The sequence below is a fragment of the Nocardia coffeae genome (assembly GCF_019890715.1).
GTDB lineage: Bacteria > Actinomycetota > Actinomycetes > Mycobacteriales > Mycobacteriaceae > Nocardia > Nocardia jiangxiensis.
Window position 1 is genome coordinate 63,635 of the sequence record NZ_JAINZY010000022.1, and the last position, 13,801, is coordinate 77,435.

Genomic DNA, 13,801 nt, shown 5'->3' on the forward strand with positions numbered 1-13,801 from the left:
AGTCAAGGAAGCGCACTCGTGTTGTGGTCGCGGTCGCGGTATTGGCTGCCGGTTATGGCACTGCGCAGGCGTACGCGGGGCCGGTGTCCGGCAGCTGCGGGAATGTCACTGTGACCAATGCTGGCGAACTGTCGGCAGCTGCTGGTAATGCTTGCGCGCACGATATCGGTGTGCGGGGTGTGATTTCCAGTCCGAAGGCGATTACTCTCGCTCCCGGGCAGCGACTGACCGGCACGACAAACGACGCCGCGATCGTTTTTCCGAAAGCGGTCGATGGTGTTCAGCTCTCCAGTGACAATACTGTTTCGAAACTGCGGATCCAGGCCGATTCGGCGCAGCGGGCCATTTTCAACGACACCAATGCGTCCGGTCTGGGTACGGTGACTTTGTCTCATGTGACCACCACGGGGCAGGTGCAGTTGTTGGCTCAGGGCCGGGTGCGGTCGGGCCATGTCGCGGTGGACGGTCTCGATATCGTCGCCGCTGATACCTCGAGTCAGCCCAGGCCGAGCTACACCTTCTACGGTGGTCCGCTGGAGTCCAGGCAGGGCGCGTTCCAGATCTGGAACCGGCAGCCCGATGCTTCTTCGGTGGTGACAGCGGATCTGCGGGGTATCACGGTTGGTCGGCCGAACGCTCCTGTGCTCGGCTCCGGAGTTGCGGTTTTCGGTGCTACCGGGCTGACCGTGCCGACGCCGGACAACGCTCCGGTCGGCGATGTGCTCCATCAGCTCAGCCAGCACCCGCACTCCGGTAGCGTGCGGGTGTCCACCATCGACACCGGCGCGCTCTACACCGACGGCGGCCTGACCCCGGTCGACCCGAGCAATGGGAATGCGATTGTCGGCTCTGCTGCGGTCCTCGTGGGTGCTCAGGCGCCGGTCCAGACTCTGCACGTCGGCGGTCAGATCACTACCACTGGTCTCACTGCTGGTGCTACCGATATCTTCTCCGACGTCGGCTCGATGACCTACGATGGTTCGGTCGAAACGTTCGGCCCGACCGGGATCGCCATCGTTACCTGGCCGCGGATCGGCACGCTGACAACCAAGGCCGCCGTAACCACGCACGGGGTGGGGTCGCGAGGGCTCAATGCCTATGCCGGCCACATCGATACTGTCCGGATGCATGACATCCACACCGAGGGTGCCGGTGCACCCGCGATCGACATCTTCGCTTCGATCAATGACCTGGGTATCGACGGGAACGTCGAGACGACCGGAGTGCCGGGCCCGAGCCTGGTGCTCGGCCACTACACGGTGGTTCCGTCGGATGCACTGCGTGTGGCCGAGGGCGGCACGGTTGATTCCGCACATGTTTCCGGAACGGTGAGCACCACTGCCCCGGGCACCGCCGCGGTTTTGGTCGGACAGAACAGCCGGATCGGAACGTTGTGTGTCGGTAAGGGAATCCAGGCCACCGGACTGGGATCGCAGCCGGTCGACAACACCGGGACTCTTACTTTGAAGTGCCCCGCCCCGTCCCACTGATTCACTGGTTCAACGTCGCCGCCCGGTTCGACCTTGGGCGGCGACGAGACAGGAAATAACCTGATGGCGACGCAATTGAGTGTCACACAATCGTTTTCGGCGTCGCCGGAGGCAGTCCTGGATCTGCTTCGCGACCGTGACTTCGTCACTGCCTGCGTGCAATCGGTGAACGGGCCCCAGGCCGTTGTTCTGGTTCACAGGGTCGAGGACGCCGAGCTGACGGTGATCTCCGAGAGCCCGGTCCCGGCAGCGATTCTGCCCGGGCCGCTGCGGAACATGCTGCCGTCCAACGCACACGGCACCAAGTCGGAGACCTGGACCAAGACCGGAGACGGTTACCGTGCGGTGATCGAGATCGCCGTCACCGGAGCCCCCGCCTCGGTCATCGCCGAGGCCACCTTGACCGTGACCGAGACCGGGGCGACGCTGTCGATCGCCGGGAAAGCCGAGGTAAAGATCCCGTTCATCGGGCCCAAGATCGAGAAGATGATGGTCGACCAGGCAAGTGAACGGCTCACTGCCGAGGGGGAATTCATCAATACCCGGCTGGGCACCGGCACCATTTCGGCTTAGGCCCGAAGGAGCAAATTCATGAGCATCAATCTGGTTCGCTACGAACAGCCTTCGGGAACCGACGCCGCCTGGGGAGTCGTGGCCGGCGACAATGTGCTTCCGCTGCCCGCCGAATACAACACGACGGCAGAGATTCTGGGCGAGGGCGTCAAGGTCGCCCGTCAGATGCTGGCCGAAGACACGAAGTCCGAGCCGCTACCACTGGATAGCCTACGACTGCTCAGCCCGGTGACGCGCCCGTGCCGGATACTGGCTCAGGGCGCCAATTTCAAGACCCATCTGATCGAGAACAAGATGGATCCGAACAGAGCATTCAACATGTTCTTCACGAAGTCGAGCGCATCGATGTGCGGTCCGAGCGATGACATCGTGCGCCCGGCGAATGTCCGGCTGCTCGATTATGAGGTGGAGCTGGGGATCGTGCTCGGCAAGCCGATCACCGGACCGGTCACCGTCACCGCCGACGAACTCGAGGACTATATCGGCGCGTTCGTGATTGCCAACGATGTCAGCGCTCGTGATGTCCAGCTCATCGAGCTTCAGTGGTACAAGGGCAAGAGCTACCGCACGTTCTGCCCGGTCGGACCGTATCTGACCGTTCCTGATCCGGGTGAGGTGTCGCGGTGGGGAGAGCTGCGATTGCATCTCGAGGTCAATGGAACCGTGCGCCAGAACGAACTGGCATCGGATATGGTGTTCGGCCCAGCCGAGACTTTGACCGAATTGTCGCAGATCGAGGATATCGACGTCGGTGATCTCCTCATCACCGGCACGCCGGGCGGCGTCGCCCTGAAGCTCCCCAGCGCTATGGCACAGCGGTTGGCGGGTCTGCTGCCGGAATCACGGCGCTGGCCGATGTTCGTCAAGAGTCAGCTCCGTACCAGCGGATACCTGCAATCCGGGGACATCGTCACGGCCGGTATCTCGACCCCGGACGGCGCGTTCGATCTGGGGACCCAGCGCAACATAGTGCGCGCGCTCTGACCATCACGATCGAAAGCTGCTCAATGACGAGCGAAATCCCTGCGCCGAATCTCACCGGCGCCCGGGCCCCGCGAAATAGGCTGTCCCACAGGTCGAGCCAGCACGCGGAGGTTCGATGTCCGAGATGATTTCGAGCTCGCCCCGGCCGGCATCGTCGGCTTCGCGGATCGTTCGCACGAATCTGACCGGCACTGTCATTTCCGGCTTGGAAACCTTCGGTCGCGTCGTTCGGCTGGGGCTCGACGCGTTGCGGGGGATCGCGACCGATACGATCCGGTTGCGGTTCCAATGGCGTGAAATGCTCCAGGTCTGCTGGTTCCTCGTCGCCGTGACGGCACTGCCGGCCATCTTGATGGCCGTCCCGTTCGGTGTGATCGTTTCCGTACAGGTCGGCAACCTGATCAAGAACCTGGGCGCGGACGCGCTGCTCGGGGCGGCCAGTGGGCTCGGTGTCGTCAAGCAGGGCGCGCCGATTGCGACCGGGCTGCTGCTGGGCGGTGCGGGCGCGGCCGCCATCGCCGCAGATCTGGGTGCCCGCACGATTCGCGAGGAGATCGACGCGCTGCGGGTCATGGGAGTCGACCCCATCCACCGCCTGGTTGTCCCTCGTATGGCCGCGATGATCATCGTCGCCCCGCTGTTGAACGTGCTGATCATGTTCGCCGGCGTGGTCGCCGGATATGTCGTCGCGGTCTTCTCACAGGGAGTCACGCCTGGAAGCTATTGGGCGACTTTCGGATCGTTCACGGTCGTCGCCGATATCGTTGTATCACTGGCCAAGTCGATCATCTTCGGATTCCTTGTCGTGGTCATCGCCTGTCAGCGCGGCATGGAGGCGCGCGGCGGGCCTCGCGGTGTCGCTGACGGTGTCAATGCCGCCGTCGTGTTGTCGGTTGTCTCGATCATCCTGGTGAACCTGTTGATTTCGCAGTTGGCAGACTTGTTCCTGCCGGTGAGGGTGGCGTAATGACCCCGTCGACATACGTCCCCCCCGGCCTTCGGTGGTTGATCCGAGCAAGGCGGCAAGGGGCGGCGCCGGTGGAGTCCGTCGGCTTCGTGCTCGAATTCGTCTGGCAGGCGCTGTCTTCGATCCCTGAGACCGCACACCGATATCGCGCCGAAACGATGCGCCGGATCACCGATATGACCTGGGGGAGAGGGTCATTGATCGTCGGTGGCGGCACCGTCCCGATGCTGATCGTGCTGGGCGCCGCCATGGGCGCGCTGGTCGGGATCGAGTCCTATGCGACGTTGGATATGATCGGGATCGGCCCCCTCACCGGTATCGTGTCGGCTTTCGCCACCACTCGGGAACTCGCGCCGATCGCCGCGGCAATCGGTTTCGCCTCGCAGGCGGGATGCCGGATGACGGCGGAAATAGGTTCCATGCGGATCTCCGAGGAGATCGACGCGCTGGAATCGCTCGGATTGCGGTCGATTCCGTTCGTGGTCACCACCAGGGTGATCGCCGGTGCGGTCGCGATCGTCCCGACCTTCCTGGTCGCCCTCATCCTGAGTTATCTGTCTTGCGCCACCGTGATCGTGACCATCCACGGTGAGGCCGGCGGCGTCTACGACCACTACTTCTTCCAGTTCGTTAGTGGTGGCGACATGATCGCTGCCGCGGTCAAGATCCTCGCCCTCGCCGTCGTGGTGATCCTGATCCATTGCTACCAGGGGTTTTTCGCCACGGGCGGACCTGAAGGGGTTGGCATCGCCTCCGGGCGGGCGGTGCGTGCCAGCTTCGTGGCCATCATCGGCGTCGACATGCTGCTGACGCTGGCGCTGTGGGGATTCAATTCACCGATCAAGTTCACGGGGTAGGCGATGAGGAACTACGGATTGCCCGGAACAACCGGTGACTGCGGGCGGTCGTTGCGAACCGGCGCCGCCGCGATCACGATCGTCGCCCTGGTCGTGGTCGGCTGGACAGCTTTCGACCACCTGCGCGGCGATCATCGCCTGCACGTGAGCTTGCAGACCGAGCTGATCGGTGACGGCATCGACACCGGGTCACATGTGCAGTTGCGCGGGGTGGACGTCGGGCAGGTCGACCGCATCGAACCCCTCGGCGGGGACCGCCAGCGGATAACTTTGAGCCTGAACCGCTCAGAGTTGCACGGGCTCGACGACAGCCTCGGAATCGAGTACGCCCCGGCCAATACCTTTGGCATCAGCGTCGTCGAGCTGCGCTACGGTCCGGGAGGGGCTCCGCTGTCCGACAACGCGACCATCGACCTCACCGGCCGCCAGTCCGGTCGCGTGGATGACGCCACGATGGGAAGTCTGATCCGGTCCCTGACCCAGACCGCAACCCAGGTGCTGACACCCCAATTCGCCGACGTGCTGCGGCAGGCAGCGATCGATTTGCGGGCCTTCACCCCGCTTCTGCAAACCATCGTCGTCACCGCACAGTCGATCGCCGACACCCAGCGATATGCGTCGTCCTATCTCATCCAGCAGTACAGCTCAACGCTGGACGGAGCGGCGCCGATGATCGACGGAACAATCAAGCTGCTCGATCACATCAACAACATCGAGGTCCTGCGCAACGACAAACCTCTGTTCGACGCCGGTGTGGCCATGATCGTCGACAAGCTCTGGCCCGCACTGGGACAACTCGGTGTGTCCATGCATCGCAATCTCGGCGACTACACAACCATGCTGACACCCCTACTGAGCACAATCGCCTCGACCGTGCCGACACCGCAACGATCGAGCGCCGAGCTCACGCAACTGCTCGATCGTCTGAACCGGGATTTCGCCGAAACGCCCGCAGGCCCCACGCTGAACCTGCGTCTGACTCTCCACGATGTTCCCGCGGTCGCGATCCCGCTGCTCGGCCCGGCGCCTGTCCAGACGGGATCGAGATGACATCGACAACTCGCGTTGTGGTTCGGCTCGTAGCGTTCACGGCTGTGATCGCCGTGATGTTCGCGGCGATCATTGCGGCGATCACACGACCTGTCGGCGGTGAAACCGACTTCTACACTGCTCGATTCACCGATGCCAGCGGCTTGAAGACCGGCGATGACGTCCGCATGTACGGGGTCGCGGTCGGCAAGGTCGGATCCGTCGCTCTCGATGGCAGTATTGCGGGGGTTCGCCTGACGATCGGCCGCGGACATACCGTCTTCGACAATACGATGCTGGCCATCCGCTATCAGAATTTGACCGGCCAGCGCTATATCGATATCCAGCAGCCGCAGCGTGCCGGCCGCCCCTTGGCGCCGGGCGCGACGATCGACGTCGGTAACACCTTGCCGTCGTTCGATATCACTTCGCTGTTCAACGGACTGCAGCCCGTGCTCGCGGAATTCTCTCCGGGCGCACTGAACCAGTTCGCGCAGAGCATTCTCGCGGTGGTCCAGGGCAATGGAAACGGCCTGGGCCCGGCTCTGGACGCGATCGACAGTCTCAGCCGCTATGTCACCGATCGCCAGCACGTCATCTCCACACTGGTACACAACCTGCAATCCATTTCCGACCAAATCAGTGGTCGCTCACCACAGCTGATCACACTCATCACCGGTCTTGCCGACGTCTGGGCCGCGCTCCAGCAGAAGATCGATGGAATGGTCGACTACGCCTTGACCATTCCTCCCGTCCTGCTGCCGCTCGACCACCTCGCCGCAACACTGGGATTCACCCCCGACCCGAACACCGACTTGACTACCTTGGTTCACAAGGCCTTTCCGGATCCGAAACAAGCCCTCGACGTTCTGGGCGCACTACCCGGATTGTTGCAGTCCCTCAACACAATGGTCGGTGCGCCGGGACCGGACATCAACTCCACCTGCTCCCATGGCGCCGCCCCCGTGCCCGGGATGGTGCAGGTTCTCCTTCACGGGCAGAGGATCTCGATATGCAACCGCTGACCGATAACTGGGTCCGGAAGCTGGCGTCGCAATTCATCAGTCGGCTCCGACGGCCGCACCTGGTGTGGACGGACCTGCGGCTCGGAATCCTCGGTGTCGTGGTCATTGTCATCGCGCTCGTCGCCACTGGCGTGATCTACGTTCTGCCCCTGGGCAAGACGACCTACCAAGCCCGGTTGCCGGAGGCGGGCGCGGTCAGGGTGGGCGACGACGTGCGTGTGGCCGGCGTCCCGGTCGGCAAAGTAACCGAACTGACGCTGTTGCCCGACCACGTCGACATGGCGTTCACAGTCGCCGGCAAGGTATTCGTCGGTGACCAGAGTTCCCTCGACATTCGTATGTTGACGTTCGTCGGCGGCCACTATGTCGCACTCACTCTGGCAGGCACTCACCCCCTCGGGGCGGGGACGATACCCGCCGATCATGTCCGGTTGCCCTACAGCCTGATGCAGGCTTTCCAGGACGCCGCCCAGCCGGTTCACGATGTGGACGGGGACACCCTCCGTAAGAACTTTTCCGCTCTCGAGAGCGCACTGACCAAGACCCCGGACGGGCTGCGGGAGATGGGGACTGCCATCGACTCTCTCATGGACATCATGGTCCGGCAGAACAACGACATCTCCAGGACACTGGCGCTGGTCGACGAGTACCTCACCGCGATCACCAACGCCAAATCAGTCTTCGGCCGTTTGATCCACAGTGTCGATCTCGTCGAGACTCTGCTCATCGACAAGCGGGCCGAAATCCAGCTGGCTATCGACCATACCGGCGTACTGTTCTCCCGGATCGCCGCAATCGCGCCGTCCTGGCACAGCACACTGCAACCGATGGCGGAACGATTGGCGCAGGCTGTCCCCCCGCTGGAACAGGTACTCGACAGGTTGGGGACGGTGATCGACCGGGTCCATACTCTGGGCGAGCAATTGCGTACCCACGCCGCCGCCGGTAACAGCGGCCCCACCATTGATCAATCAGCCGGGACGATCCAGGGTGCCGGGTTGTGTATTCCGGTGCCGGGGAGGTCCTGCTGATGCTGCATCGGATCCTTGCTTCCAGGGGCTTCATCTCGGTCATCAGCGTGGTGGTGCTCACGGCGCTGGTCACAGCTGCTTACGTACTTATCGTGCATCCGGCGCACAAGACGTTGTCCTACTGCGCGCTCATGCCCGACTCGATCGGTCTGTATACCGGAAATCACGTCACCATGCTCGGGATGCCCGTCGGCACCGTCACGAGCATCGCGCCGCAAGGACCGCATGTGCGCGTAGATTTCACTGTCGACGCGCGCTATCCGGTACCCGCCGATGCTGCGGCGACCACCGTGTCACAAACCTTGGTCGCCGATCGCGACCTCGCGGTGCTGGGTGATCGCGCAGGTAAAGGGCATTGGGACGCCCACACCTGCATCACCGACACACTCACACCCAAGAGCATGAGCCAAACCTTCGATGCGCTGAACAAGCTGGCCGACGAGCTCGATGGCGGTGGAAATCCTTCCGACCAGAATCAAGTCGGTAACGGCATTGCCGCCCTCAACAATTCGACGACCGATCTGGGGCCACGCATCAACGCGATCATTCACAAGCTTGGTGTCGCCCTCGCCTCACCCGACGCGGCAATCGGGCACATCGGCGCCATCGTCGACGCGTTGACCAGCCTGGCCGCCAGCACCGCGGGCGGGTGGAACGACATCAAGTCCATGCTCACCCGCTTCGCCCCGGTACTGAACCAGATCGATAACCAACTTGTGGCGCCGGTGATCGAGATTCTCAGTTCGCTGTTTCAGTTCCTGCCGATCTTCAACGAGATAACAACTCTCTACGGGAGCCTGATCCGACGTGGTCTCGACGCGACCGTGCCGGCGGTGCGGTTTCTCGCCGCCCATGTCGGCACCCTGCAGGACATCATCACGATGATCCCCCCCATCACAACGGCTTTCAGCAAATCGATCGATCCGGTCAGCCACGAGGTCTCGCTGATCTATGCCTCGCCGAAAATCGCTCTCCCCGTACAACAGTCGAAGTCCCTATGCGATGCGATCAATGCGATCACGCCGGGCCGCTGCACTGATGCCGCCGGGACATCGGTGTCCGTCCCCCTGGTCCCACTCGTCCTGGGAATGGCGGGCGCACGATGACATCGAACCCTCACAACAACATGGGCCGGCGCCGCGGCATCCGCACCGCCCGTGCCGCGGTCGCCGCGGTTGCGGCCATGGTGGTCGGCGTCGGCGGCGCCGGCTGCAGTTTCGACCCCTCATCGGTTCCGCTGCCCGGTGTCGAGATTTCCGGTGGGACTTACCAAATGCAGATCGAGTTCGCCAGCGCGCTCAATTTGCCTGCTCGCGCCAAGGTCGTCGCCGGCGGCGCGAAGGTCGGCGAACTGACCCGCGTGGATATCGTCGACGCATCCGCGGGGCGACCGGGGTACGTCACCGCGCATGTCCGTATCAGCGACACGGTGAAACTGTCAGTCGACACCACAGCGCAACTACGGCAGAACACCGTCCTGGGCGACGTCTTCATCGCTCTCACCACCCCTGCCCACAGTGCGGCGAAAACCATCGGATCGAGCGGCACTATCCCGCTCTCACACACCATTCCGGCACTGCAGATCGAGGATCTCATGTCCGGCATGGCGACCTTCTTCAACAGCGGAGCGGTCAATCAGTTCCAGAACATCGTGGACCGGATGAACCGGGTGCTTCCGCAGAACCCGGTCGATACCGCGCATGCCTTCGATGTCGTCGGCTCCGACCTCGAGGACGTATCGGCGAACCTCGGCCAGGTGGACCGGTTCCTTTCCGCCGCCACCGCCGATACGCACGTATTCCATGATGACGGCCCAGAGCTGAACGACTTGCTGACCCCGCAGAGCGCAACACACGTCACCGGTGCCGTCGCCTCCCTGGCCGATGTCATAAAGGTCCTGAGCAACCTCGGCGGTGTCGCACACGATTGGGTATGGCTGGGCCCGCTGGTGGCCTCCGGCGACGCCGCGGCAAGCGCGTTCGTACCGCTGGCGTTGACCGACCACCCGCTGGACCTCAACGCCCCCTCGAATTTGAACAAGCTTGTCGCGTTGCTGCGCGACAAGGTGATTCCCTTTGCCGCGAGCCCGAAGGTCGACATCACCGGCGTCAACGTGGCATCGGCGGGGGCGACCTCGGTGCCTGCCGCCGATCAAGTCGACCGGATCCTCGCGACGCTGCGCATGATCGGAGCAGTGCGTTGAAAACCGCCACTGTCGCCTCACTCGGCGCCATCGCCATGGTATTTATCCTCGGCGCTTCATATCTGACCTTCGGCGTGGCCCGAGTCGACTGGTTCCGCAGCTTTACCACCACAACTATGGTCCTCACCGACTCCGGCGGTCTGGCTGACGGCTCGCCCGTACTGCTCACAGGTATTCCCGTCGGCCGGGTCACGAACGTGGACAACACGACTACGGGGGTCCAGGTTCGGCTTCGGATCGACGATACGTACCGAATCCCGGTCGCCAGCACCGCTCGCATCGAATCGCTGTCCGCGCTGGGGGAGCCGTATGTCGAATTCGTTCCCACCACGGACAGCGGTCCGTATCTGCGGGACGGACAGGTGATCGACGCACACACCGTTCGCATGCCGACATCGATCCCTCAGCTCGCACGCACTGTCACCACCTTGTTGGACCAGCTGGATCCCAGCGCCATCGCCTCGCTGATCAACACCCTGGATCAGGCCCTCGCGAAGACCGATACGACCGTTCCGCAGTTGGCTCGCTCGACCGACCTGCTCGCCGCCACCGTCCTGAGCCGCACCCCGCAGATCCACAGTCTGCTCACCGACCTGCAAACGATGGGCGGCGACATGAGTTGGACGGGCCCTTCGATGGCCGCCGCCGGCCCCCTGTGGGGCCTCCTCGGCACTCGGTTCGACGGACTCACCGAGGTGATCGGCGACTTCGTCCGGCACAACCGGAATCTCGGCCAGTACACCGACGGCAACGGTCTGATCCCATTCCTCAACTACACCTCCGCCTACCTGGACAAGATCGGCCCCGACCTGAAGACCCTCGCCCCGGCCATCGCACCCCTCGTCGCGACCACCACGAACACCGTGCCGCACATCGATCTCAGCGCACTGATCTCCCAGGCACTCGACGCCACCACCGCCGACGGCTCGATACCCCTGCAGATTCACCTCAAGTAATGTCCCACCCCATTGGAGAAGCATGTCGACCCAGACGACGGACAACGATCAGGTCACCGAAACACCGAGCGACGCAGCAGATCCGACACCTGTCACACCCGCCATCGGTCCACGCCGGCAAACCACTGTCTCGCTGCCCCTGTCGACGGTGGTGAGCGCCGCGCTGGCCGTCGCCGGGCTCATCGCCGCGAGCGTGCTGGCATGGTCACTGGTATCGGTGCGGCACGAACTGTCTGATCGTGATCACACTGCGGCCGACCGTGCGCATGCCCAACAGGTTGCCACCGACTACGCCGTCGGCGCCTCCACGATCGACTTCCACGACCTCAATGCCTGGCAGGTCAAGCTGAAGGCACACACCGCTCCACCGCTGGCCAACAAGTTCGATGCCACCGCACCGAAACTGCAGGACATCCTCGTCCCCCTGCAATGGACCTCGACCGCCAATCCCATTGGCTCCGTGGTCAGTTCGGATAATGGCGGCGTTTACAAGGTGAACGTCTTCCTCAATGTCTCCTCGACCAACGCGCAGACGCCCAACGGAGCACAGACAACCGTCACCTACGACGTCACCGTCGACGGCAACAACAACTGGCAGATCACTGACGTCGGCGGTATGGACGCCGCGCTGCCGGTGAAATGAGGCGGGGCGTCTCCGATGCCCGCTGTGGGGGCCGGATTCGTCTCGACGGAATAACACCGGTGACACGTTGCGTGGGCGAAGCGGTCCGAGTGTGGTGTGCGCCGAACGACACGTCGCGCGTATGGCCTACGCGCGGGTCTGGTTCTGATCTGCGCGAACTTCTTGTCCGGTAGCCGACGCCCGTTCGGTGGCCGTACGGGCGAGATTTCGATCAAATCACATAATCACATGTGAAATTTTGATCGTCGGGACTAGGCTCGGCACCGGCAACACCGACGACTGCCGCCCAGGGACCTCGATCGACGTGGAGGAGAAGATGTTCAGCCATCGCATCGGCCTGCTCGTTCCCAGCTCGAACACCACCATGGAGACAGAGCTTCCGATTATCCTGCATCGGGTGTCTCGTCGGACTGGTCACAGTTTCACCCTCCATTCCAGCCGGATGCGGATGACGACCGTAACGTCGGAGGAACTCGCAGCTACCGACGACGAGGTCGAGCGGGCGGCATTCGAGTTGTCCGACGCGGAGGTGGATGTGATCGCTTACGCGTTCCTGATTGCGATCATGTCCCAGGGGCCCGGTGTCCACCGCGGCATCGAACGCCGACTCGCCGAGGTCGCCGAGTACCATCAAGCAGGCGGCGTCGTTTCCAGTGCGGGCGCACTGATCGCAGGACTGCATCATCTCGGTGCGAAGAAGACGGCGATCGTCACGCCGTACCCCAAGCCCCTCACGGCGAAGGTTGCCGGCTATATCGAAGCCGAGGGCATCGAAGTCCAGGACGCGATCAGCCTAGAGGTCGACGACAATCTTGCGGTGGGCAAGCTCGACCCGGCGGGGTTGAAAGGCGTCGCCATGAGCCTGGACATTCGTGACGTCGATGTCGTTGTGCTCTCGGCGTGTGTCCAGATGCCATCGCTGCATGTGATCCCGGAAGTTCAAGCAGCACTGGGTGTTCCGGTCATCACCGCGGCGACGGCGACCGCATGGCAGATGCTGGAACGGCTGGGCCGGCCAGCTGTCGCGGCTGATACCGGCGCACTCTTCTTGGCACCGTAGAGTTGATGGTCGGTCCGACCGGACGCGCGGACGTCCGGAGGCAGGGCGAGCGAACGATCCCGCGGTGAATCAGAACGGCATCTTCATACGCCATGGACTCTTCACTGGATCGTGCAATGGATGTGAGAGTATGAGAAACCGGAAAATCAGCAGCGCGCTCGCGATCAGCAGAACGCCTAGTGGAATCTCGCCAAGTACGGCCGTTCCTACCGAGATCCACACGTCCCGCGAGCCGGAGGTCATGATGTCGAACCAGGCGTCGACCAACAGCAGCAAGCCGGTCCCGAATGCGGGCAGCATCACCACCTGACGATGTCGGCCGCCGAGGTAGGCCGTTGCCGCCATCATCGCGACCAATAGCACGTCGAAACCAACCCAGACCACCGACCAGTTTCGTGCGTTATATGAGGTAGGAAGCGTCACGGCGAGAAAGACGATCCACGGAATCATCGCCACCGAGCCGCCTGCCAGCGCTCCCAGCCGGAATCGTCGATACAGCCGGAGCAGCTCGGGCCGCGGTGCCGCTGCCCGCTCATCCAGCACTCGCAGACGCCTGATGAGTTCACGCCGCTCATGTGACGACATGGTGGCTATCTCGGCGTCGGATAGTGGTCGCGCGGTCTTCGGCGGAATGTCACCCTCGCCTTCGGATGGTTCCATTGAATCATCGTGCCGGTTCGCTGTGGAGCGAGTCCAGGCCGCCGGTGAGGTGGCGGCATGTGACACTGGCCAACCTTTATTGTTGTCAATTGGCAACTTAGTTATGATGATGACGTAACGCCGACAGCTTGTCTCGGGGAAGGCCAGCATCCGGACGTGGTTCGGGCGGGCTCCTTCGAGGGCAGCGGATCAGGCGTCTGGATTTTGCGGACGAAATATAGTCACCGATCGTCTCTCCAACGTCCGGCAATGACGGCGGCTCGAGTTGGGGCGATGGAACACTCGAACCGAGAAATGTGGAGCCGTCGCATGTATCACACAGA

General features: G+C 63.0%; 14 protein-coding genes. 13 read left to right on the plus strand and 1 reads right to left on the minus strand.

The features are described from left to right. The first annotated feature begins 23 nt into the window (after positions 1-23). From K7711_RS43575 to K7711_RS43635, 13 genes are all read left to right on the plus strand, one after another. On the plus strand, positions 24-1,490 hold the full coding sequence (locus K7711_RS43575) for a hypothetical protein (RefSeq protein WP_222978386.1): 1,467 nt from the start codon (positions 24-26) through the stop codon (positions 1,488-1,490). A 63-nt stretch (positions 1,491-1,553) separates the two neighbouring features. Further along, the gene (locus K7711_RS43580; protein WP_222978400.1) at positions 1,554-2,063 is read left to right on the plus strand and encodes a DUF2505 domain-containing protein; all 510 of its coding nucleotides are present in this window, start codon (positions 1,554-1,556) and stop codon (positions 2,061-2,063) included. 18 nt (positions 2,064-2,081) lie between these two features. Continuing rightward, positions 2,082-3,047 (plus strand): fumarylacetoacetate hydrolase family protein, encoded by a 966-nt coding sequence (locus tag K7711_RS43585; protein ID WP_222978402.1) that lies wholly within the window; start codon positions 2,082-2,084, stop codon positions 3,045-3,047. 124 nt (positions 3,048-3,171) lie between these two features. Next, positions 3,172-4,014, plus strand: a complete 843-nt coding sequence (locus tag K7711_RS43590; RefSeq protein ID WP_372460259.1) for an MlaE family ABC transporter permease — start codon at positions 3,172-3,174, stop codon at positions 4,012-4,014. After that, a complete protein-coding gene (locus K7711_RS43595; protein WP_222978407.1) occupies positions 4,014-4,871 on the plus strand; it encodes an ABC transporter permease in 858 nt (285 codons plus the stop codon). Before K7711_RS43590 ends, K7711_RS43595 begins: the two co-directional genes overlap by 1 nt. Positions 4,872-4,889: 18 nt before the next feature. After that, complete coding sequence (locus K7711_RS43600) at positions 4,890-5,921, plus strand: MlaD family protein (RefSeq protein ID WP_222978411.1); 1,032 nt, start codon at positions 4,890-4,892, stop codon at positions 5,919-5,921. After that, on the plus strand, positions 5,918-6,925 hold the full coding sequence (locus K7711_RS43605) for an MlaD family protein (RefSeq protein WP_222978413.1): 1,008 nt from the start codon (positions 5,918-5,920) through the stop codon (positions 6,923-6,925). The genes K7711_RS43600 and K7711_RS43605 overlap by 4 nt, the downstream gene beginning before the upstream one ends. Next, entirely contained in the window at positions 6,913-7,956 is a 1,044-nt protein-coding gene (locus tag K7711_RS43610) for an MlaD family protein (protein ID WP_222978415.1), read from the plus strand. Before K7711_RS43605 ends, K7711_RS43610 begins: the two co-directional genes overlap by 13 nt. Beyond that, on the plus strand, positions 7,926-9,062 hold the full coding sequence (locus K7711_RS43615; protein ID WP_222978417.1) for an MlaD family protein: 1,137 nt from the start codon (positions 7,926-7,928) through the stop codon (positions 9,060-9,062). Before K7711_RS43610 ends, K7711_RS43615 begins: the two co-directional genes overlap by 31 nt. Positions 9,063-9,139: 77 nt before the next feature. Further along, entirely contained in the window at positions 9,140-10,159 is a 1,020-nt protein-coding gene (locus K7711_RS43620; protein WP_235748718.1) for an MlaD family protein, read from the plus strand. Then, positions 10,156-11,115, plus strand: a complete 960-nt coding sequence (locus K7711_RS43625) for an MlaD family protein (protein ID WP_222978419.1) — start codon at positions 10,156-10,158, stop codon at positions 11,113-11,115. The genes K7711_RS43620 and K7711_RS43625 overlap by 4 nt, the downstream gene beginning before the upstream one ends. Positions 11,116-11,266: 151 nt before the next feature. Next, complete coding sequence (locus K7711_RS43630) at positions 11,267-11,758, plus strand: hypothetical protein (RefSeq protein WP_308015210.1); 492 nt, start codon at positions 11,267-11,269, stop codon at positions 11,756-11,758. A 316-nt stretch (positions 11,759-12,074) separates the two neighbouring features. Continuing rightward, a complete protein-coding gene (locus tag K7711_RS43635) occupies positions 12,075-12,818 on the plus strand; it encodes a maleate cis-trans isomerase family protein (RefSeq protein ID WP_222978520.1) in 744 nt (247 codons plus the stop codon). Between the two features lie 69 nt (positions 12,819-12,887). Here K7711_RS43635 and K7711_RS43640 read toward each other — a convergent pair whose 3' ends face one another. After that, on the minus strand, positions 12,888-13,478 hold the full coding sequence (locus K7711_RS43640) for a hypothetical protein (RefSeq protein ID WP_222978423.1): 591 nt from the start codon (positions 13,476-13,478) through the stop codon (positions 12,888-12,890). Positions 13,479-13,801 lie beyond the last annotated feature (323 nt).